The sequence below is a fragment of the Clostridium sp. 1001283B150225_161107_B6 genome, from assembly GCF_015556325.1.
Lineage (GTDB): Bacteria > Bacillota > Clostridia > Lachnospirales > Lachnospiraceae > Enterocloster.
On sequence record NZ_JADNMD010000005.1, the window covers coordinates 289651 to 312799 of the forward strand.

Sequence of the window (23149 nt, forward strand, 5' to 3'; positions counted from 1 at the left end):
ACCCATTTTACAAGTCATATACCCATAAGATAACTCCATCCCAGTATACCATAAACCATGGTCCTGTTAAATCCCAAAAAAGCATAAACCGATCCTTTCCGGAACCGGTTTACACTCTTTTCCTCATTGTTTCATATATTCTACAATGGTTTCCCTTATCATCCCTCTGTTTTCTACTCCCTGCCCAGGGTAGCCCCTGACCGGGCCGTATTCACCAGGCGGGCGTACCGGCCCAGAAGGCCCTTTTCCTTTGGCCGTGTGACGGCCTTCCACTCCCTGCGTCTGGCTTCCAGCTCCTCGTCGCTGACCTCCAGATGGAGATAATCCTTATACAAATCCACGGTTATCCTGTCCCCGTCCTTTACCAGGGCAATGGGACCGCCCTCCGCCGCCTCAGGACACAGATAGCCGATGCTTAAACCGCCGCTGGCCCCTGAGAAACGTCCGTCAGTGATGACCGCTGTGTTGGGAATTCCCTTGATGATTTCCGTAATCCGGTGCAGTTCCTTCATGCCCGGACCGCCCTTAGGCCCTTCATAGCGTACAATGACAGCATCGCCTTCCTTTATCTCCTTTGCCCGGAATGCAGCATAGCACTCATCCTCGCCCTCAAATACCCTGGCCGTGCCCTTAAAGCGCCGCACTTCCATAGGCACCGCCGATGTCTTTACCAGCGCGCCCTGGGGCGCCAGATTGCCGTAGAGCACCTGAATTCCGTCCGCCCTGGATACAGGCTCATCCATGGACTTTATGACTTCCCTGTCTCCCTGAACCGTGCGCGCAAGAACCTGCCCCAGCGTCTCCCCTGTCACGGTCAGCACATCCTTATGCAGCACAGACTCCAGCTCCTTCATCACAGCCGGTATTCCGCCCGCACAGTGCAGGTCTACCACAGTCCTGTTTCCGTTGGGTACAATGGAACAGAGTACCGGTGTGGCGGTGGTAATCTTTGAGAAATCATCCCAGTCCAGGGAAATCCCCAGCTCTGCCGCCAGCGCCGGAAGATGAATCAGGGCATTCAGGGACCCTCCGATGGCGGATAGAAGGGTAATGGTATTCTCCAGCGCCTCCCGGGTCATAATCTGGCTGGGACGAATCTGTTTCTCCACCATATTCATTACAGCCCGCCCTGACTCCCTTGCGCTGAAACGGCGCATACTGGTGCTGGAAGGAATCAGGCTTCCTCCCGGTATCATCATTCCCAGGGATTCGCAGAGGGCGCCCATGGTGTTGGCGGTTCCCAGGAAGGGACAGATTCCGGGGCCGGTATAATACTTGAGCGTTCCCTCAATCAGCTGCCGTTCAGTTATCTCGCCCCGCAGGAACTGCTGGCGCAGCTCCTTGGACTCATTGGGTTTTATCTGGGCGTAGCAGGGACCGGCTGTGACGATAACGGACGGAAGGTCAATCCTTGCCGCTGCATTCAGCATTCCCGGTACGATTTTATCGCAGGAGCCCATATACACCACTCCGTCAAACACTCCCTCGCCCACCACCATGGCCTCAATGGAATCCGTGATGATTTCCCTGTGGGGCAGACAGTAGCGCATACCGGAGTGCCCCTGGGCAATGCCGTCGCACATGGCCACCGTGTTGAATTCAATGGGTTCGCCGCCGGCTTCCAGGATTCCCTTTTTAACTTCCTCCGCCAGCTGTTTTAAAGGTTCATGTCCCGGACATATCTCATTCCAGCTGTTGGCAATGGCAATAAGGGGCTTGTGGTCCAGGGAATCAATGGAAACACCTGCCGATGCCAGATGGGCCTTGGATATAGCCTTCTGGAACGGCTCCAATTTATCAATTGCTCGCAACATCATTTCCTCCTGCTAAAACTGCTTTCTTCTTGTTATACCGGTTCATGAACACCCATACGGCAGCCATAACCGCAATCAGCACCGGCACGGAGATAAACGGCCTCTTGATAAATGCCTCGTATACCAGAAAGCTTACCGTAAGGCTGGTAGCTGCAAAGGATGTAATCATGCCCTCTCCCAGGTCCAGTCCCACGGACGTGGCCAGCTGGGTCAGAACCGGTGCCGTGGCCGTACCTGCCAGCAGGATAGCTCCTGTACATACCAGACCCATGATGATGTTCTTAAACAGATTTCCTCTGGTGATTGCAACCACCAGTGCCACGCGGAAGGTTACAACTGCCAGGTCTGCAAAGGGAAGCACGCAATTTCCCGGAAGCACGGCTGCCATAAGAATGGTCAGCGGAATAACAATCAGGGACGTGGTGATAACATCCGGATTTCCCACTACAACCGCTGCATCCAGGCCAATGAGGAATTTCCTGCCCTTGAACTTCTCCTGGGTGAACTTCTTGGCCGCCTCTGAGATAGGCATAAGTCCCTCCATGAAAAGGGAGGTCATCTTGGGAATCAGTACCATGACAGCCGCCATGTTCACACCCAGGGCCATGATGTCAGCCACTGAATACTTGGCCAGAATACCGATGACGCATCCAAGCACCAGTCCCATGATGGTGGGTTCCCCAAAGAAACCCAGATATTTTTTCGCATCCTTGATTTCAAAATTAATCTTGTTGATTCCGGGTATCTTATCCAACAGCCAGTTAAGCGGAGCTGCAATGATAATGGAGGACAGGGCCGACATGGTTGGAAGGGATACGCCCGGAATGCCGAAGTAATCCTCCACCAGAGGCGCGGTCCAGTCTGACAGCTTGAATGTGATGATAGCCATGATAACGGTTGCACCGATTCCCATTGCCACATTCTTCGTCACAAAATAAACCATGATTCCTACAATTGCCATATGATGATAATTCCAGATATCCACATCCAGGGTATCGGTGGCCTTCAGTACCAGCATGACGATGTTGGTGGCCAGGATACAGAAAATAAGGATGGCAATAATGGGTGATGACCAGGTAACTGCTGCAATGGCTCCCCAGCCCACATCCAGAATATCCAGCTTAATACCGAAATTCTGCACCATGGCCTGGGCTGCAGGTCCCAGATTGCTCTTCATCATGTTGATGACCAGGTTGATACCTGCAAAGCCAATGCCGATGGTAAGGCCGCTTCTGAATGCCTTTGACAATTTTACACGGAAAATAAGCCCTATGATGGTAATGATGATTGGAAGCATGACCACTGCGCCTGCGTCCAGAATCGTATTGAATATATTATAAAGTATCTGCATATGATTAATCTCCCCTAAGATTTCATTTGTCTTTCATAGCCAGTGACGGTCTTCCTGAACCCTTTTTTATTTCAGATGGGACAGAATCTCATCCAGCGTTGCGTCCTCGTTGATTCCTGTGAGCAGGGAAATGGCGCCTACCACCGGGATATCCACATTGCCGCCTGTAAACTTTCCGGTGGTAACCAGCAAATCAAAATCCTCTGCCTTGGATTCCACTTCCAGAAGCTTGCACTGGGTTACGGATACCGGAATTCCGTTATCTTCACATTTTTCCCTGATTTTGGTTGCCACTACGGTTGATGTTGCGATTCCATTTCCACATGCCACTAATATACGTTTCATTTTGAATTCTCCTTTGATAATCTGATTTTTAGTTTTCATTTTCCAACAGATACTGCTTGATTATTTGATGGATGGTGTCAGGCTGTCCTGCCTCCACGATGAACTTCACATCCTCCTGGTTCTGTATCAGCTTCACGATTCTCTGAAGCATCTCAATATGTCCATGGGCCTCTGTCAGGGCCAGCATAATAACCAGGCTTACCGGCACGTCATTGTCCGGTTCATCCATGGCCCGGAAAGGGGCCGGTGTCTTAAGCACAGCCACGCAGATGGCTGCCTCGTTCACATGGCAGATATCCGCATGGGGAATGGCCACATTGATTCCCCCTGTCTTAAGGCCCGTGGGGAAGGACTGCTCCCGTTCCAGAATGGCCTGTTTGTATGTATCCTTTACAATGCCTTTTTCACAAAGATAATCTGTCATGGCGGACAGAACTTCCCGGTCCGTCATAGGTTTATCAAATTCCAGAATCAATGATTCATTAAATGCAATAGAGCTCATGATTCTTTTTCCTCCATACTCTTCATTTTCTCTTCCATGGCTGCTATGGAACTGCGGATTCCCTCTTCATTCTCATTCAGAATGTCCTCCTTCCGGAAGATGCCTGAACCGATTCCCGCAAATGACGCCCCTGCTGCAAAGTACTCAGCCACATTTGCGGTTCCGATGCCCCCTACGACCATCAGCGGCATTTTACCCAGGGGCGCCTGGATATCTGTCACGTATTTGCTTCCCAGCCTGCCGGCAGGAAATATTTTCACGATATCAGCCCCATCCAGAAAACTCTGCCTGATTTCCGAAGGTGAAAAAGCACCCGGCACAGACACCACGCCCCGTTCCCGGCACAGGTCCAATATACGTTTTTCAAATACCGTAGGCGACAATAAAAAGGCTGCACCTGCATCAATAGCCTCCACGGCTTCTTCATAGGTAAGGACCGTGCCGGCTCCCACCATGATTTGTCCTCCGAATTCCTGGCTGATTTTCCGTATGGATTCCAGGGCTCCCGGAGTGTTCATGGTAATTTCAACGGAGCCTAAGCAGGTCCCGGCCAGGTTCTTGACAACCGTGCGGGTCTGTGAATAGGTATAGCCTCTTAAGATTACTGTCACTTTCGGAAATTTCTCTATATTCATCATTCTCGCTCCTTTCTGACATTATATAAAGCAAGAATGATGCCAACTAATTGACTGATTTTGTATTTTTACATAAAAGATTCCGGATTTCTTCCCGTGTCCGGCTGGCGCGTATGGCAGAAACCATGGATTCATCAGAAATAATCTGATACAGCTGTTCAAAATATTTTTTGGAATCCTCCTGAATCGCCAGCACAAAAATAACATCCACCGTGTTGACCCCATCCCACAAAACGGGTTTGTCTAATTTTGTAACGGAAATGACTGGTTTTGTAACCAAACCCGGGTCGCCGTGGGGGATGGCAATTCCCTGGCTGAGACGGGTGGTCATCATTCCCTCCCGCTTGTAGACGCTGAGCAGGAATTCCTGCCTGACAAAGCCTTCCTCCGCCATGTGTCCCACTGCCTGGTCTATAATCTGGTCCTTAAACTCCGCCTCTGTCCTTATATAGATATGGTCCAGGGAAATGACCTCCGACAGCTGGTTTTCCTCAAACATGGCGCTCCGCTTCAATATGCTGCGGAGCTGCCGGATGCCCTCGGGGCTGTAAATCCGGCTTACGGATATAAAGGGATATGCCTCTGAATCCGGATTGATGGTGCCCACTATGGCCAATATCTCATATTCCTTTTCCGTATTTGCAATGATGCGCTCAATGCTGGAGTCCTCAATATAGCCCCTGGTCACTACAACAGTCCCGGCCAGATTGCTTTTCAGCCGTTCCGTCAGATGCTCCTTCAGTTTCACCGCAGCTCCCTGGCCCGTTATGCACAGGCACAGAATCGCCTTTTTCCTGGCCTCTGTCTGCTCCCTGTTTCCGGTGAGCTTAATCCTGTCCAGCTCGTCCGCTATCTCGTTCAGGGATTCATCCGTCCACATGGTCTTGCGCACCGCCTCCACCACCATCATGGTGTCTGTGCGTGACAGCACACGGACCTGCATACCTGTCTCCTCCCGAATCTTTTGTCCCACATTCAGGAGGGACCCCATATCCGCCAGGACAATGCAGCCTTTTCCCTGGTTAATGCGCCTGGCCATATCCACTGTCTTTTCCGCCATCTGGGCCGGCGTATCCCACAGGTTCATGTCCACGCCAACTGCATGTTCCGTACCCATGATGGCGTTGGCGACCTGGGCCATTCCGCTGGCAACCGGCCCATGGGACACCACCAGCACAGCAATTCTTCCCTCCTGGGCCGTGTCCTTTTTCCTGAATTTTCTGAAGTACATGGCCAGAAAGCCCTTCTCCTCCTCAGGCAGGGACAGATAATACTTTTTCTGTATTTCATCCACAGCATAGCAGGCTGCCTCATAATCCTCATGGTACTGCTGGCGTATGTTCTCCATGCCGGGATACACCATGCGTCCATGGCCCCGCATCCGCTCCATGGCCATGTTCAGATGAATGGCCAGTGGAAACACCACCTGTTCCTCCAGCCCCGGAAGCCGTTTCCTGGCCAGCTGGCAGATATCCCTTGTCATACGCAGGATGTCATCCCCCACAATGGAGGCTATCTCGTCCTCCCGGATACCTGACTTCTGGAATTCATGGATATTGCGCTGGAACCTGGACTCTATCTCATCGGTCAGCTGGACTTCAATGTCCTGGTCCCTCAGACCGGACCTTAACAGCTGGTCATATTTTTCCTCCAGGGATTCATATATGTTAAAGCCCTCCAGAAATGCTTCGGCCCTGGGTTCCCCCGCATGTTCCCCGGAATCATCGGGAAATACATAGCAGTCGTCCGGACACAGCTCCCTTATCTCCTTGGTAATCCGGTCAGGCACATACCCTTTTCTCAGGTTCTCGGTCAGGCTTCCGAACGAAACCGTAATCCGGCCGTCCTTCCTGGCCCGGCCTTCCAGAAACGCCTTGGCGCAGCACACCTGGATATCTGATTTCAGCTGTCCCACATTGCCGGGACAGTCACCGGACAGCAGACACCAAAGGGCCTGCTGCCTGATTTTTATCTGCTTCCCCAGACGTCTGGATTCCCACTGGAAAAAACGCAGGATAAACTGCAGCTTCTCTCCCGCAGGACGGTCCTTCAGGGGCGGAATCTCTATGACCATGGGAATCCTGCGCCTGAAGGTCAGGAGCAGGGAGCTCTGGGGATTTTCCGTGGTCGCGGCAATGACCATCACATGGCTCTCCCGCTGGGTATCCACTTCCCCCAAACGTCTGAACCTCCCTTTATCCATCAGGTAAAACAGGATTTCCTGGCCCTCCGGCGGAAGCCTGTGCACCTCGTCCAGAAACAGGATTCCCCCGTTGCACAGCTCCACCACTCCCTTTTTATTGTCGGCAGCCCCTGTGAAGGCTCCCTTGCTGTATCCGAAGAGCTGGGCCAGAAGAAGCTGGGGATTATCCGCATAATCCGCACAGTTAAATTCAAAATACGGGGCATCCTTTCCGAAATTCTCAGTGCCGCAGGCATACTCATGCATGAGTTCGGCCAGAAAGCTCTTTCCCACGCCGGAAGGACCGTATATCAGGCAGTGGAGCCCTCTGGGAGGGTACAGCACTGCTGCCTGGGCGCGGGTAATCTGTGTCTTCATGCTTCCGTCAAATCCCACAAAGGCGCTGAATGCAGTTGCCCGGTCATCCTCCCATGCGGATTCCGCATGTTCCCCATATTCCGGCGACGGGTCTGTGTTTTCCTTGTCCCGGCAGACACCGGAAGGAGTCCATATCCCCAAAAGTTCTTCCCGCAGCTTACCCGCGGCGTATTTTCCTATCTTATAGCCAGCATCCTCCAGCATCCTGGTAAGCCCCCGGTCCGACAGGTCCGGATGTTCCGTGAGAATCCGCTTCATATCTTCAAATATGACCGGTTTCCTCCGCTTCCTGGAATCAGGGATATGGTGTTCCCGGCGTACTGTGGTCACATCCTCCCTGAATACCTGCAGGCGGGACGCTATTTCCTCGTCTGTCAGGGGATTCTTACTGTCCTCATCTTTTATGATTTGCAATATCTGTTCTTCCATGTGCGCACTCCCCTATACAATCGTGTGGCCTATGCCAATGGTTATTATCATACCATCTTTTGATATGATTTACCACATGGCAATCCAATTGGTACAACACCCCTGCATCCCCTATCCGTTCCTGCATTGCAGCGCCCGCTACCGAAAGCCGCTTACACAGTGCCGGGCCAGACATTCCTCCAAAAATTCCACACAATACTGCTCCAGATGCTTCAGCCCTTCCTTTTCTATGGGAAAATGGCCGGCTCCCTTTAACAGCTTCATCTCCTTACTGCAATTCAGCCGGTCAAAAAACAGCCTGCTGAGACCGGCATCCGTCCATCTGTCATTTTCCGGGTGCACCAGAAGCACCGGACACCTGCGGAAACGCTCCGGCTCCGGGTGGATGTCGGGATTCAAAAGCGTGTGCAGAAATGCTACCGGCACTCTTGCTCCGGAAGCCCGCCTGTCTTTCATCAGCACCTCCGCCAGTTCCTCATGATTTACAATTGCCTTCATATTCCCCACCCACTTCATAGGCACTTTTACAAAGCCCAATCTTGCGGATGCTTTTGTTATGGCTCTCAGGCCGTGGTCTGCCATCCATCTGGAACCGGCCGTGCTTTTACGGACCGTCGGATTTCTCTGGTCCAGAAGACAGGTGGCTATGACGCCCTGAATCCCGGGCAGACCGGATGCAGTCTGATATGCCAGGATTCCCCCTGCGCTCAGACCAAACAAAAAGGTGGGGCTTATCTCCCTGGTCTGATAATACATGACTATCTCGGCCGCGCAGTCCACCCAGTCCTGGTACACCACCGTTCCATAGTACTCCGTCATCCCATAGAGGGGAAGGTCCGGGCATATTACCTCGTATCCCTGCTTCATGAGAGGCACCGCTATGAACGACAGAAGCCTTCCGTTCCCTCCCACGCCGTGAAACAGTATGATTCGCGCCTTTGGTTCCTTTACCCTGTAATGGTCTATATGTATGCCAAACCTGCCAATACCCACAAAATATTCATCCGGCAGACAGGCCTCTGTCAGGCGGTTTTCCTCCGGCAGGTATTCCTGCACTTTCTTCCAGTATCCATCTTTTCCGTAATACATGTGTGTCCCTCCGCTTTGCGTCATTGCTGTTTTTAAACCATGGGCCGGATGGGGTATTGCTGCAACGCAAAAAGACATAGCCTGCAATCTTGTATAAGATGCAGGTTATGCCCTAAATCTGCCGGTGCATAATCCTATTTTATTATGGTTGCAATCCTGGTTTCCGTCGCTGTCAGCGTCGTCCATCCCTATTCCAAGCTCCTTTTGCCAATCCCTGATACAGCTTTATAAAACAGCCGTATAAAAAATAGTCTGAATGCAGATGCCTCTGCATTATGCAGCATTATACGAAATAGGCAATGGATTGTCAATGTTATACTCTGAATCTTAACAAAATTTTAATTCTATGTTTGATTCCCATGCTGATGTCCGCCATTTTCCGGACCTAAAACCACTTTTTTGTTTCCCTACAGATAATGAGGCGTCTTTGGCGTCAGCACCTCACAGCCGTCCTCTGTTATCAGCACCATGTCCTCAATATTAAATCCGTTGACTCCCCGTATATAACAGGGAACCTCCATGGCCAGGACCATGCCCGGCTCCAGAAGCCGCTTTGTGGAGGCATTGATATATGGTTCCTCTGCCGTGGCAGGCCCCAGGCTGATGCTGTGGCCGCAGTGGCCCCTTCTGTAACAGGGATACTGTTCTTTTACATACTCATAGGCAGTCCGGAACAATTCACAGATGGGAAGTCCGGGCTTTGCAGCCGCAATCATCCTTCTCTGCCCCTCATACAGACGGTCCTTCAGCCGGAACAGCTCCGGGGCAGCATCCTTCATGACCCAGGCCCTGGATGTATCTGTGGTATAAAAATCAAACTCCGCATTGACCCCGGCGTCATACTTGACCACATGGGTGCTCTCTATGACCCCATCCTCCGGAAGCGTAAGCCTGGCTCCCGAGGGCCCGGTGGAGAACATGGACCATGGGCTGGGTACGCAGATACCGGAGGAGATGACCGACTGCCTGAAGCAGTCCGACATTTCCTTCTCCCTTACCCCCGGCTGCACCATGCGGCTCACCTGGTAAAAGCCCTGGTCCGCAATCCCGCACAGGGTACGGAACATCTGTATCTCATCCTCCGCCTTCACGCTTCTGGCCAGCACGAACATAGACGATATATCCACAAACCGTACTTCCGGAAATGCCTCTTTAAGCTGCCTGAAATAGGGCACATTCAGATACTCAAGCTCCACGCCCAGCGTTTTGTCAGCCAGGTCCATGTCCTTTACCATCTTCTTCAGCATATCAAAAGAGGATTCCATCACCGGTTTATCAACAGTCTTTCCGGCACCTGTGATTTCATCCCATGTCTTTACTCCCACCCAGGTATCATAGGGGCGCACCACAAACTCCGGGGCGTCCTTCCCCAGGCTTTCCTTCTGTTCCCTTACACGCTTTTCAAATGTAAGTTCTTCATAATCCATGGTAGTGAGCTGGGTTGCCGCCCCGTCATCCGCAGACATGACTGCCAGTGCAAAGCCGGACTGCCGGGAAACCGTGTGCTGGTGTCCTGCAAACCCTGTCACATAGTGGAAATTTTCCGGAGATGACACAATCGCGCCGTCCAGGCCCCTTTCCCGGAGCATTGCCTTAATCCGGCGCTCCTTTGGTTTTATGACTACCTTCTCAAATTTCATTCTTCTGCGCTCCTAACTGCAGGTGGATGCTGGTTAAGCTACCGGCCCATTTTCCTGTCCACAGCTGCCTTTAACTGTCCCAATGCCCTTTCGATGGTCGCCCTCGGACACGCGATATTCATGCGCATATAGCCGTCTCCCTCCGGTCCGAATCCCCGTCCGTCGTTTAAGGCAAGTCCTGCTTCCTCCACCATAAATGCCTGAAGCTCATCCCCTGTAAGGCCCAGTCCCCGGCAGTCCAGCCACAGCAGATACGTGCTCTCCGGTTTCCGGAAATGAATCTCCGGTATGTTCTCCTTCAGGTAGCTCCATGTATAATCAATATTTCCCTCCAGGTAATCCAGAAGCTGCTCCAGCCATTCCCCGCCTTTCCTGAATGCGGTTTCCACTGCCACCAGGCTGAAGCAGTTGTTGCGGTGCACGTCCATGCCAAACCAGAATTTCTCATACCTGTCCTTCATCTCATGGTTCGGGAAAAACAGGGTGGCTGCCTGAAGCCCCGCCAGGTTAAAGGTCTTGGTGGCCGAGGTGCAGGTGATGGTGATGCCGGCAATCTCCCTGGAAATCCCCGCCATAACCGTGTGGCAGTGGCCGTACAGCATCAGGTCCGAATGAATCTCATCCGAGATAATCGGAATCTTGTATCTGAGGCATATGTCCCCCACCTTCTCCAGCTCCTCCTTTGTCCAGGAGCGTCCCACCGGGTTGTGGGGATTGCACATGATTAAAAGGCCGGGCCTGCGCTTTGCAGCTTCCTCAAAGGCTTCGTAATCAATTTCATAATACCCGTCCTGCTCCTTTAAGGAAACCGTCAGCGGCGTTCTGCCGCTGTTCACAACGGAATCATGGAACTCAGAGTAAACCGGGGTAAAATACAGCACCTCCTGGCCCGGCTCCGTGAATTCACGGACAATGGTACAGATGGCCGGGATAACGCCCAGCGCAAAGGCTGCCAGGCTCTTGTCAAATACATGGCCGTTGCGTTCCTCCTGCCACTGGCACACCGCTTCATAATAGGAAGCAGGACGGGTGGTATAACCGAATATGCCCTGCCTGTTCCTCTCCTCCATGGCGTCCATGATGGGCTGCGCTGTCTTCAGGTCCATATCCGCAATCCACATGGGAATCAGGCCGTCCCTGCCGAATTTCCTGGCGCACTCATCGTATTTTGCAGAGAAATTACGGCTGCGGTCCACGGGTTCATCAAAATTATATTTCAATTGGTTCATCCTCCTTTTTTACAATTCACACCTGCTGAAATGGCCAGGGGGAGCCCCCTCCCGGACCGCCCGTGCCGGCCGGCCGCAGGGAAGGAATACTCCCCCTTTTGTTCTGGAGCCTGCCTGAATATTCATTATGGCCTGGAGCCTGTCTGAACATTCATTCCAGCCAATGCACGACCTAGTTCTTCAGTCTTGGGTCCAGAGCGTCCCTCAGGCCGTCGCCCACCAGATTCAGGGACAGGGCAATGGTTGCAATGGTCAGTCCCGGGAACAGGACGCCCCACACGGAATAGCGCATGTACTCCTTTGCATCCGAAAGCATGGAGCCCAGTTCCGGAGCCGGAGGCTGCTGGCCCAGCCCCAGATAGCTGAGGGCCGCCGTATTCAGAATCTGCGCCGCCACAGCCATGGTAGCCTGTACTATAATTGTTCCCACTGCGTTGGGTAATATGTGCCTTACTATAATGAATACCGGGGAACAGCCGTATGCCTTGGCAGCCTCTATGTACTCCATGTCCACGATATTAAATACCGCGGAACGGACCACCCTTGTAAACCCCGGCACCTGGGAAATAATCAGCGCCAGAATCAGGTTGCGGATACCGGCTCCCAGGGACGCTGCTATGGCAATGGCCAGAAGCAGTGTGGGAATGCCCATGAACACGTCCAGTATACGCATCAGCACCGTGTCCACCTTGCCGCCGTAATAAGCCACAATGGAGCCCAGAAGGCAGGCAATCAGGCAGGCCACTGCTGTGGATACAATGCCCACGGTCAGGGACACCCTGGCTCCGAAGAGCACGCGGGCAAAGATATCGCGGCCGTAATCATCTGTTCCAAACAAATGGTGCAGGGAAGGTCCCAGGAACCTGGCATCGTAATTCTGTGTAATGGCATCCGCCTCATAGTCGCAGATAACCGACGCAAAGGCTGCCAGCAGGACCACGGTTACGATGATGACAAAGCCAACCATGGCCAGCTTGCTTCTGCGGAAGCGTTTCCATATTTCAGCCACACGGCTCTGTTTCTTCCTGTCTTTCTTAACTGTATCAGGTTGCAGGTTGTCGTTTGGCACGTCTAACACCTCCTACATATTTGGCTTTGATTCTGGGGTCAATGTATGCATATAAAATATCCACAATCAGGATGATTACCACATTGAGGGCTGCCAGGAACAGGATGCAGGCCGTTGTCTGGGGTATGTCCTTGGACCGGATGGACGTGATGGTAAGGGAGCCCAGTCCCGGTATTCCGAATATGGATTCCACCAGCACGGTGCCTCCCAGCAGGTAGCCGAATTCATTACCAATGACCGTGATAACCGGCAGCAGCGCATTTCTGAGCGCGTGCTTGTAGATAACAGTGTGTTCCGATGCACCCTTTGCCCGCCCAGTCCTTACATAGTCCTGGCGTATGGTCTCCAGCATGTTGGAACGGGTCAGCCTCAGTATGCTGGCTGCCGTGGCCATGGCCAGGGTCACCACGGGCATGATGAAATGCTTCATGGTGACCACGCCTGTAAAGGTAGAGGGCAGAAGGCCCAGCTTCAGTGAAAACAGCATGACAAACATCATTGCCAGCCAGAACTGGGGCACCGCGGCAAAAAACATGGCGGATATGGTACTGATAAAATCCAGGCCCGAATATTGCCGCACCGCCGATATGACGCCGATGGGAACACCTATCATCACTGCCAGGCAGATAGAAAGCACACCTATGCGGAATGTCACGCCAAAACGGGAAAAGATTTCATCAAATACAGGCTGACGGGTTCTGTAGGAGGTACCAAAGTCCCCGTGAAGGGCATCCTCCAGATAGTGTACATACCTCACCACAAACGGGTCGTTCATCCCCAATTCTTCATTTAACTTATCAATCTGTTCTTTTGTTGCCGATGTTCCCAGGATAGCAGACGCAGGGTCACCTGGCGTAAAGGACATGATACCATATACGATGAACGACACGCCCAGCAATACCGGAATCATCAGCAGCAACCTTTTCAAAACATATTTAATCATAGATATGCTTCCTTTCAGATATCGGTAGTTCAGTCACCCGGCTTAAAACCCACCGGCCTTAATTCCAATGCATATCGCGAAGGGTTGAGAAACCGGAATCATAGGACCTGTCTACCGTGACTCCCTTATTGTATGCACATGTAACCACACGGTCATAAATCGGGATAATAATTGTATCTTCGTACAGCTTCTTCTCTATAACAGAGTATATATCCTTTCTCTGCTCCGGGTCCTGACATACGGAACCGTCCTCAAATGCCTTGTCAACCTCCGCCTCATTGAGCCTGGAAAAATTATATCCGCCAATGGCGCTGGACATAAATACAGTGCTCCAGAAGTCCACATCCGGGTCCATGGTCTGTACGATGGTGGACATGGCGAAATTACCGGACTTCATGTCGGAAACCCATGTATTGGCCTCCAGCTGCTCCACGGAAATATTCACGCCTATCTGTTTCAACTCTTCCTGGTAGACAACGCCAATCTTCTTATAGTTTTCATAGCCAACCACAAAGGGGATTTCCTCTCCATTGTAATCTGTCTTTGCCAGATACTCTTTTGCCTTGTCCAGATTGAACTCAGGCGTTGTGTACTTGCCGGAGTAACCCGCTGTCCTCTCATCCCATAACAGGCTGGACACCTTGGCAACGCCGTCCATCCCCACTTCCACGATGTGTTCCCTGTTGGTGGCATAGGCCAGGGCCATACGGAAGTTGGGGTCATTTAAGAAAGGAGCTTCCAGATTCATGACAATATACCCGCTTCCCATGGTTGGATTCAAGTCAAGGACCAGGTCCTGGCTGCTCTGCAGTTCCTGCACAGCGATTGGAGGAATGGTGTATGTCATATCAATCTCGCCTGTCTGAAGTGCTGTAAGGGCTGTCTCCGGATTGGTCAGCACTACAAAGTTGGCTTCCTTAATCTGGGGCAGGGCATCGTGGTACTCGTCAAAACGCTCCAGGACAACCTGGGAGCCTGAATCCCACTGTTTGAATTTATAAGGCCCTGTGCCTACCGGCATCTGCCTGATGTTGTCGCCGGCCTCATTTACCGCCTTCTCATTCATGATACAGACCGTGGAGGCCACTGCTGTCAGGAACGGCACATATGGCTGGTCCAGAACGATTTTCACTGTCAGGTCATCCACTGCTTCAGCCTTGACGATGTTCTTTGTGAAATTGGACATCTCGCTGGAATCCTTTGCCCGCATCATGGAGAAAACCACGTCGCCTGCTGTCAGGGTTTCCCCATTGTGGAATTTTACGCCTTCCTTCAGATTGAAGGTATACTCTGTGCCGTCCTCGCTGATGCTGTAATCCTTACACAATACATTTTCATAATTGCCGTCATAATAGCGCAGCAGGCAGTCAAAGATGTTGCTGTACACCACCTTGTCCAGGTCCATGCCGCTGTTATAGGGGTCAAATCCCGCAAAGTCGGAATAGACGGCAATCTTGATGGTGTCCTTTCCGCTTTCCTGGGTACCTGCATCCGCCGCTTTCTCGGTTCCTGCGCCTGCACCTCCCCCTGAACTGCTCCCTGAACCTCCTCCGCATCCGGCTATGGTACCGGCTGCCATTGCGCACACTAAAAGCATGCTGATTAGTTTCTTCTTCATCTGTTTACCTCCCTTATTTTAATTAAATAATACACATGCAACCTGGTGGTTCTCTGAAACATTTTTCAAAGGAATATCATGACCCATGCATTTTTCCGTTGCCCTTGGACATCTCGGCGCAAAACGGCAGCCCGGAGCCGGGTCAATGGGACTCACGATTTCTCCTTTTATGCTCTGTCTTTTCCTGTTCCTGCCCTGAAGCCTGGGTACCGGTATGGAATCCAAAAGCGCCTGGGTATAGGGGTGAAGCGGGTTCTTGAACAATTCCCTGCTGGAAGCCTTCTCAATGCACTGGCCCAGGTACATGACCATGATTTCATTGGAAATATGCTTTACCACAGACAGGTTATGGGTAATGAACATATATGTAAGCCCCCTCTGCTCCTGTAAATCCATCAGCAGATTCAGTATCTGCGCCTGGATGGAAACGTCCAGGGCCGATACCGGCTCGTCACAGACAATGAACTTGGGATTCAGGGACAAAGCCCTGGCAATCCCGATACGCTGGCGCCTCCCCCCGTCCAGCTCATGGGGATATGCATTGTACAGGCGGGAAGCCAGTCCCACCGTGTCCATCAGCTCCGCCACCCGCTTTTCCACTTCGGATTTCTTCCGGCAGATTTTATTTACCATCATGGGCTGCCCTATGGTCTCGCTGACCGTCATACGCGGATTCAGGGACGCATACGGGTCCTGGAAAATAATCTGCATATCCGTGCGCAGGTTCTGCATATCCTTTCTGCCGCACTTTAATATATCCTTTCCGTCAAAGAGTATCTGCCCTGAATTCGGCTCCGACAGCCTCAGAATGGTCCTGCCCAGGGTAGACTTGCCGCACCCTGACTCCCCCACCACTCCCAGGGTTTGTCCCTGCAGAATCTGCATGTTCACATCATCCACTGCGTGGAGTTCACCGGCAGGCGTATGGAAATACTTTTTCAAAGATTTCGTCTCAAGTAAAATTTTATTATCAGACATGCCAATTTCTCCTTATACCTTGTCCTGCCATCCTGATTTGATGCCGGAATACGGCGGACAGACGGCGGGAATGAATTATCAAACGCGTTCCTGGCCATCCTGGTACAGGTGGCACCGAATCATATGGGTTCCCTCCACGCATTCAGGCGGCTGGGCACTCTTACATATATCCATGCATTTGGGGCACCGTGGATGAAACTTGCAGCCCCGGGGCAAATCCGTGGGGTCAGGCATCAGCCCTTCAATGGGGTTGAGTCTCCTGCTCTCCACCTCCAAATCCGGTATGGAACCAAAAAGTCCCTCCGTATAAGGATGTCTGTTCTTTCCTTCGTATATATCTGCCGCTGTGCCGTACTCAATGATTTCCCCGGCATACATGATTGCCACCTTGTCGCATATCTCAGCCACGATTCCCAGGTCATGGGTAATCAGGATGATGGAAGTATTGATTTTCTCCTTCAATTCCTGCATCATGTCCAGTATCTGCGCCTGAATCGTCACATCCAGCGCCGTGGTAGGCTCATCGGCCAGCAAAAGCTCAGGCTTACAGGCAAGGGCCATGGCTATGACCACGCGCTGCTTCATGCCCCCGGAAAACTGATGGGGATAATCCTTTTTACGGCTCTCCACAATTCCCACCAGCTTAAGCATTTCCTCAATCCGTTCCTGCTTTTCCTCAGGCGTCAAATCCATGTGGAGTTCCAGGGCCTCCCCAATCTGGTTTCCCACTGTAAGCACCGGATTCAGGCTGGTCATGGGGTCCTGGAAAATCATGGATATCTTTTCCCCCCGGACCTTCCGCATGTCCTCCTCGGCTGCTTTGACCAAATCCTCCCCGTTAAACATGATTTCCCCGCCGGTAATTCTCCCCGACACCTTTGGCAGAAGGCGCATAAGGGACAGCGCCAGGGTGGTCTTACCTGCACCGGTCTCCCCCACCAGGCCAATCGTCTCCCCCTTATTCAGGGTAAGGGATACGTGATTGACTGCTTTGACAATGTCCTCGTCCGTCGTGTACTCCACGCTCAGGTCCTTAATTTCCAACAGCTTTTCTTCCATAATCCAGCTCCATTCTGTTTTTATCTTAATTAAAGCCCTAGCACAACGCTGTACTAGTGAAGATAATCCTTTAACATGTTCATGGACTGCTCATTGATTCTGTCCCACATCTCATACACCGGAATCTTCCAGTCACACTGCCGGACCTTCTCCGTCAGATGGGGGCTTGCACAGATAACCGATGCCTTTTGGGCGATTTTCTTCCACTCGCTCCTTTTATCCTCGTAATAGACTTCCACATCCAGGTCAGGGCACATTCTGTGAATCAGGTTCACAAAGCCGTCCGCGGACTCCTCCTTTTTACAGATAACCGCTGCCACAGAACCTGCTTCCAGGGATTGCAGCGCATCCATCACATCCGGGGCAACCTCCACCGTCATACCGTAAATAATAGGCTGGTAGCTCCTGGCTATGCTTCTCACCTGGGCATACTGAAAGTAGGTGGTAATGATTGCATCCAGGTGCTCTATCTGGTCCCGGTGCTCCTCCAGGTAATCCCGCAGCTGGTCCAGGCGGACCTCCTCAACCTGCACATCCGCCTCCCTGGCAATCTGCATGGCGAAACGGTGGCCGATATTCTTATCCTCATAAACAAAAATCACACTTTTTTTCTTGCTCTCCTCAATCTCCTTCAGGACCTTGTCCACAATGCTGCGGACCTCTTCCACAGACAGCTGGTAGTAGATGGCATTCTTAATGGATGTGACCAGCTCCTCCTCCAGCTTTTTCTTATCCATGGACTCGGTCTGCACAATGGTTCCTATATGCGGTCTGGTAACCACCAGCTCCTGCTGCTCCAGACGCTTATAAGCATTGCGCACCGTATTAATGCTGATTCCCAGCTCATCAGCCAGTACGCGGATGGGAGGAAGCTTTTCCGTCCACCGCACCTCGCCGGTAAAAATGCTCCATCTGATATTCCTCACCAACTGGTCCGTGTATGGGATTTTAGAGTCCTTGTTGATTTTCCACACTTCGGCATATTGAATCATAGATATTCCAATTGTCCTTTCTTCCTGTTGGGCAACATATATAATGTTTGACTGTTTGTTTCTATTGTTACTATTGTTTCTATCATAATGTCAATATAGCATACTTTTTAGGCTTTGTAAATATGTACATATTTTAGAATATATTGATATATTTTTATGCATTATTTACATTTTTCGGCGTTTGATAACTTTATTTGATTGGTATCAATGTTATTTTGGCTGTTTGTTTGGTATAATTAAAAAATGACGTACGTTCTCTCCACTTATCATTTCAGCCTGAAGTGGGGCGGAAAAGGTATACGGACCGATGATGCGCCAGCGCCAGCGGTTTTGACAGGGCGGACAAAAGGCAAACACCGGGAGATAATAAACAAACACCGGGAAATAGCGGCCCCGTCATCCGGGCCTCCCGGTGTCTGTTCATATGATTTGCTCTCATACAGGGCTTTTATGCCCTGGTATCATGCTCTGGTTTCACGCTCTGGTATCATGCTCTGGTTCCATGATAATCCGGTTCTCCGGTTTATATTATCATTTTCCATCCCGCTTCCCCTTATTCTTATCCCGGCGGCAAAGGATTTCAGCTGTCCCAGGTGATTCACAATCAGGCTGTCCGGCTCCATAACCTGTTTATCGAACTCCCGTATCTCCTGTTCACTTAAGCCGCCGGTCTTGGCAATCAGGCGAACGACTTTACCTTTATCGCTTTTCCCGACCTGTACACCCTCTTTGAAAATCCCCTGGACAATGCCATTACTGCATGCAGCGGAATAGAGGGCGGACCGTCTTCCAGATGCATCCGCCTCAGGATTTTCAAGGAAAAAGTCCTTATCTGGGTGGAAATAAAAAATCCAAAATCCAATGACATCATTGTGAAAAACAACTCCATACAGACAACCAAAGAAGATACCTCCGCACATGGTCTGGGCCTTAAAAATATGGAACGGGTCATTAAGCGCTACAATGGGTATCTCAATATTGACTATGATTCAGATGAATTCATTGTAACGATGGCCTTTCCGTTATAGAAGGCTATCCAGCCATGTTCCGCAATTCGATTTCCTGAATGAACCGTCCTGGTTCTTCCCTGCAGCTGTAATGGATTACCGCCCTGTTTTTAAGGACAGCATCCTGTTTTTCCATCTGGGGAGTATACGTCTTTATTTCCTCTCCAATCTGCTCCAGATACATCTGGTCATCATCACAGACAGCCACCTGCAGTCTATCCATGGGATGAATCCCCCTTATTGTTGTGTCCATGGGGCAGGACAATGGTTGCGGCTGATGCAGCCAGTCTTAATCCCATGTTCTCCATATCTCCGGCTGATATCCGATTGTGGCCTTTTTGCCGTTTCTGACAATAGGTGTCTTGAGCACCTTCTGGTTTTCCAGAACCTTTTCATCCCGGTCCTCAGCAGCAATGTACCTGATGAGTGCCAGCGCATCCTTATCTTTGCAGTCAGCATTCAGCATGGCGTCCAGGCCGCCCACGGCCTGTTTCACACTGGTGTACTCTCCTTTGCTCATGCCTTTTTCCTTTAAATCTATTAGTTGGTATTTTATGTTCCGCTCCTTGAAGTAGCGTTCGGCTTTCTTTGTGTCAAAACATTTTCTGGTTCCGAAGATTTGTATGTTCATTGGGTCGTCCTCCGTTTATGATTAAAAGTTTCATAGTTCCATTATGTAGCAGCATCTCGACGGCCTGATTTAATAAAATACTTCCGGAAATCACTGTACCTTAAACTGATTCGGAGCTTTGCCGTATTTCTTTTTAAATTCCTTTGCAAAGTAACTCATATCGTTGAATCCACAGCTGTAGGCCACCTCGGATACGGAAGAATTATGTTCTAATGCTAATGCCGCTTTCTCCAGTCTGTAGTTTTTTGTGTACTTTATGGGACTTATACCAAGCGTCATTCTAAAGCATCGCAGCACTTCACTTGTGCTGACCATGGCATAATCAGCTATCTGCCTGATTGTGATTTTATCTGCATAATGAAGATGTATATATGCCAGCATCATTTTCAAACGTTCTTCCTGCCTTATAGAGTTCTTTTCACGCGCATTTACATGCTTTGGTTTGTTCGCGATGATGATACTAATAAGCTTTGACAGTTCATATCGGACATCTATCTCATATCCTTTTGGTTCATCTGCGCACTGCTGCCATGCTTTTAATATCAATGCATTCATTTCCCTATCTGTTTCCGATTCCATACCGATTTTTACATAACACAAATTCTGTTTATCGGATATAAATGGCCTTGTGTAGTTCTGCCAAAAAACACTGTTCTCCCTGCCTCCCGTGACAGAGGGTTCCCAGCAAATACATTTTAATCTGCATTCTTTATTTGAGTTTGCCGATATGCCATGGAGGATTCCGGAATTGATTATAATACTTTCATGTTCTGACAACGTTACTGACTCAACACCAACCATGACCTTTATATCGCCAGAAACAACAGCAAATGCCTCAATTTCATCATGCCAATGCAATGGTACCGGCATTCTGCTCACATTATCCAAAAAGCAGGCTATTGGAAATAAAGAAGAGCCTGTTTGCATAATTTCTTTTCCATTTTTGTCTAATACCGCCTCTGTATTACAGGCAGATAATGCCATAGAATCTCCACCTTTTAACTATATTGGCCATTTTGTCATATTATTTGACTATAACAAACTAACAGGATTGTAAAAATGCTTATATAATCATAGTACAGCAATTAATATTATACTGTCAAGGAGAACTGTCGTGAAAAAACGCTATCAAAAAACACTTATTGCATGTTATCTGGGTTTTATTACTCAGGCCATTGCCGCTAATTTTGCTCCGCTTCTTTTTATTACCTTTCATAAGACCTATCATATCCCTCTGGGAAAAATTGCACTTATCTCTACTTTCTTTTATTTTACACAGTTGGTGGTGGATTTGGCATGCGCCAAGTTCGTAGACAAAATAGGATATAGGACCAGCGTCGTTTTATCGGAGATAGCTTCTGCAGCGGGCCTCGCAGGCCTTGCGGTCCTGCCTTCTGTCCTGTCAAATCCATTCATTGGCATCATTCTGTGTACGATTGTTTATGCGATAGGAAGCGGTCTCATTGAAGTTTTAGTCAGTCCCATTGTTGAAGCTTGTCCTTTTGAAAACAAAGAAGGAACTATGAGTTTACTGCACTCCTTCTATTGTTGAGGAGCCGTATGTGTGATTTTAGTATCAACCATTTTCTTTGCCGTATTTGGACTGGACAACTGGAAAATTCTTGCCTGCATTTGGGCTTTAGTACCGCTTTACAATATATACAATTTTGCAACCTGCCCAATCGAAACACTGGTAGAAGAGGGTAAAAGCATGACAATGAAAGAACTGTTTCAAAACAAGCTTTTCTGGATACTCTCACTTCTTATGGTCTGTGCCGGCGCTTCAGAGATTGCCATGGCCCAGTGGGCATCAGCCTTCGCAGAAAGCGCACTGGGTGTTTCAAAAAGCATGGGCGACATAGCCGGCCCGGGGTGCTTCGCAGTTTTAATGGGTACCAGCAGGGTTTTCTATGGAAAATACGGAGAGAAAATAGAATTAAAGAAATTTATGGTTATATCAGGAGCACTGTGTCTATTCTGCTATTTATTAGCCGGATTATCAAATTCCCCTGCTCTTGGCCTGGCCGGCTGTGCTATCTGTGGTTTTTCCGTGGGAATCATGTGGCCAGGTTCCATCAGCATTTCATCAAAGACAATGCCTCTTGGAGGCACAGCCCTGTTTGCCCTTCTTGCATTATCCGGTGATTTAGGCGGTTCATTAGGACCAGGCTTTATCGGGATGATTTCACAAAATGCTGGTAATAATTTGAAAACCGGCATTTTAGCCGGAGTCTGTTTTCCTATTGTACTGCTCATATGCGTATTCTACCTAATGAAGCGTGAGCGTAAATAACTGGGCTATTTGGGAATGAGCTATATGGGAATGAGCTATTTGGAACTGGGCGATTTGGAACCGGGCAATATAGAACCGGGCAATATAGAACCGGGAGGATTCTATGAAAATCGAATATGTGACACTGTATGTGAACAATCTGGAATTCATTAAGGAATTTTTTATCAAATATTTTGGCGCCAGTATTGAAAAAACTTTAAATGCTGCATTTGATGCAAAAGCATATATTTTATCATTCGATGAAGGCTGTATGCTTGAAATAATAACCCATCCCCATAGGAAGGATACGGAAAAATTTTTTCGTAGAACTGGCTTTAACCGTCTTGTGATAAATGTCGGCTCCCAAAAAAAGTTATGGGATATTTCGGACCAATTACAGGCCGATGGATATGACTTAATCAGCTCCCCACATGATACATGCAACGGATATTATGGTTGCTGTGTAATTGATTCTGAAAATAATTTGATAGAATTGGTAATATAACCCAGATGAAAATTCATTAAATAAAATATGGTTTCATCCTGAAAAAATAATATAAAAATTCAGATTAGCTAATCTTTCAACAAAATATGTTACTTATGGATTATTTTCTAATACTGCACTTAATATTTCAACCGATTTAGTTAAACAAGAATTACAAAATGCAGACATTATACATAGCAGTATTAATGCCAAAAAATCTACACAAAATGGATAGGCAGAAGTAGAAACTGCAAATTTGAATGGCGTAATATAATCTTCTGCTGATGCTCATCCAGTTGCCAAACATATTGACAATATACTGGATTTAAAGAGTGCTGCATCCAGCGTTAGACTAAATCATGTCCGTAATTCCATAGAATTCCGGCAAATAGGTATCAAACAGGTATTACGCCACGCACAAAGAGCCGGAAAGTCCGCTGTTCAAGCGGTTACCCGGCTCCCTGTCTACTTGTTCAAGTGCGATTTAAAACCGCCCTTTTGT

The 23149-nt window shown here is 49.6% G+C and carries 20 protein-coding genes and 1 pseudogene; 3 read left to right on the forward strand and 18 right to left on the reverse strand.

Translation table 11 applies throughout. The features are described from left to right. Nucleotides 1-173: 173 nt before the first annotated feature. The 15 genes from ilvD to I2H39_RS14765 all read right to left on the reverse strand — a co-directional run bounded on the left by ilvD (nt 174) and on the right by I2H39_RS14765 (nt 18253). Nucleotides 174-1817: a dihydroxy-acid dehydratase gene (gene ilvD / locus I2H39_RS14695; protein ID WP_227146104.1), complete on the reverse strand. Its 1644-nt coding sequence runs from the start codon at nt 1815-1817 to the stop codon at nt 174-176. Continuing rightward, entirely contained in the window at nt 1798-3165 is a 1368-nt protein-coding gene (locus tag I2H39_RS14700) for a PTS transporter subunit IIC (RefSeq protein WP_195626805.1), read from the reverse strand. The genes ilvD and I2H39_RS14700 overlap by 20 nt, the downstream gene beginning before the upstream one ends. A 66-nt stretch (nt 3166-3231) precedes the next feature. Next, entirely contained in the window at nt 3232-3510 is a 279-nt protein-coding gene (locus I2H39_RS14705) for a PTS sugar transporter subunit IIB (protein ID WP_138310533.1), read from the reverse strand. A 28-nt stretch (nt 3511-3538) separates the two neighbouring features. Beyond that, nucleotides 3539-4012: a PTS sugar transporter subunit IIA gene (locus I2H39_RS14710; protein ID WP_195626806.1), complete on the reverse strand. Its 474-nt coding sequence runs from the start codon at nt 4010-4012 to the stop codon at nt 3539-3541. Continuing rightward, nucleotides 4009-4650, reverse strand: coding sequence for a bifunctional 4-hydroxy-2-oxoglutarate aldolase/2-dehydro-3-deoxy-phosphogluconate aldolase (locus tag I2H39_RS14715; protein WP_330641015.1), 642 nt, complete (start codon nt 4648-4650; stop codon nt 4009-4011). Before I2H39_RS14715 ends, I2H39_RS14710 begins: the two co-directional genes overlap by 4 nt. A 43-nt stretch (nt 4651-4693) precedes the next feature. Then, on the reverse strand, nt 4694-7636 hold the full coding sequence (locus I2H39_RS14720; RefSeq protein ID WP_195626807.1) for a sigma 54-interacting transcriptional regulator: 2943 nt from the start codon (nt 7634-7636) through the stop codon (nt 4694-4696). Nucleotides 7637-7774: 138 nt separating this feature from the next. Beyond that, nucleotides 7775-8725 carry an alpha/beta hydrolase gene (locus I2H39_RS14725; protein WP_138310536.1) on the reverse strand — a complete coding sequence of 317 codons (951 nt, stop codon included), beginning with the start codon at nt 8723-8725 and terminating at the stop codon, nt 7775-7777. A gap of 407 nt (nt 8726-9132) precedes the next feature. Next, nucleotides 9133-10365 (reverse strand): Xaa-Pro peptidase family protein, encoded by a 1233-nt coding sequence (locus I2H39_RS14730; RefSeq protein ID WP_195626808.1) that lies wholly within the window; start codon nt 10363-10365, stop codon nt 9133-9135. Between the two features lie 38 nt (nt 10366-10403). Beyond that, nucleotides 10404-11585: a MalY/PatB family protein gene (locus tag I2H39_RS14735; protein ID WP_138310538.1), complete on the reverse strand. Its 1182-nt coding sequence runs from the start codon at nt 11583-11585 to the stop codon at nt 10404-10406. Nucleotides 11586-11766: 181 nt separating this feature from the next. Beyond that, entirely contained in the window at nt 11767-12663 is an 897-nt protein-coding gene (locus I2H39_RS14740) for an ABC transporter permease (RefSeq protein ID WP_195626809.1), read from the reverse strand. Further along, complete coding sequence (locus tag I2H39_RS14745) at nt 12638-13606, reverse strand: ABC transporter permease (protein ID WP_195626810.1); 969 nt, start codon at nt 13604-13606, stop codon at nt 12638-12640. Before I2H39_RS14745 ends, I2H39_RS14740 begins: the two co-directional genes overlap by 26 nt. Before the next feature lie 58 nt (nt 13607-13664). Beyond that, nucleotides 13665-15224, reverse strand: a complete 1560-nt coding sequence (locus I2H39_RS14750) for an ABC transporter substrate-binding protein (protein ID WP_138310541.1) — start codon at nt 15222-15224, stop codon at nt 13665-13667. Nucleotides 15225-15242: 18 nt separating this feature from the next. After that, nucleotides 15243-16202: an oligopeptide/dipeptide ABC transporter ATP-binding protein gene (locus I2H39_RS14755; protein WP_138310542.1), complete on the reverse strand. Its 960-nt coding sequence runs from the start codon at nt 16200-16202 to the stop codon at nt 15243-15245. Nucleotides 16203-16280: 78 nt separating this feature from the next. Next, on the reverse strand, nt 16281-17261 hold the full coding sequence (locus I2H39_RS14760) for an ABC transporter ATP-binding protein (protein WP_138310543.1): 981 nt from the start codon (nt 17259-17261) through the stop codon (nt 16281-16283). 53 nt (nt 17262-17314) lie between these two features. Then, complete coding sequence (locus I2H39_RS14765) at nt 17315-18253, reverse strand: GntR family transcriptional regulator (protein ID WP_195626811.1); 939 nt, start codon at nt 18251-18253, stop codon at nt 17315-17317. 770 nt (nt 18254-19023) lie between these two features. On the opposite strand from I2H39_RS14765, the gene I2H39_RS14770 reads away from it, so the two are divergent. Then, the gene (locus I2H39_RS14770) at nt 19024-19281 is read left to right on the forward strand and encodes a GHKL domain-containing protein (protein WP_240305814.1); all 258 of its coding nucleotides are present in this window, start codon (nt 19024-19026) and stop codon (nt 19279-19281) included. A 4-nt stretch (nt 19282-19285) separates the two neighbouring features. Here I2H39_RS14770 and I2H39_RS14775 read toward each other — a convergent pair whose 3' ends face one another. From I2H39_RS14775 to I2H39_RS14785, 3 genes are all read right to left on the reverse strand, one after another. Then, entirely contained in the window at nt 19286-19483 is a 198-nt protein-coding gene (locus I2H39_RS14775) for a hypothetical protein (protein ID WP_195626812.1), read from the reverse strand. A gap of 66 nt (nt 19484-19549) precedes the next feature. Further along, complete coding sequence (locus I2H39_RS14780; protein ID WP_195626813.1) at nt 19550-19891, reverse strand: ArsC/Spx/MgsR family protein; 342 nt, start codon at nt 19889-19891, stop codon at nt 19550-19552. A gap of 90 nt (nt 19892-19981) precedes the next feature. Beyond that, complete coding sequence (locus I2H39_RS14785) at nt 19982-20875, reverse strand: AraC family transcriptional regulator (protein WP_138310547.1); 894 nt, start codon at nt 20873-20875, stop codon at nt 19982-19984. Between the two features lie 130 nt (nt 20876-21005). Between I2H39_RS14785 and I2H39_RS14790 the strand changes: the two are divergent. Further along, nucleotides 21006-22184: pseudogene (locus I2H39_RS14790) on the forward strand (MFS transporter). 103 nt (nt 22185-22287) lie between these two features. Continuing rightward, entirely contained in the window at nt 22288-22668 is a 381-nt protein-coding gene (locus tag I2H39_RS14795; protein ID WP_195626814.1) for a VOC family protein, read from the forward strand. Nucleotides 22669-23149 lie beyond the last annotated feature (481 nt).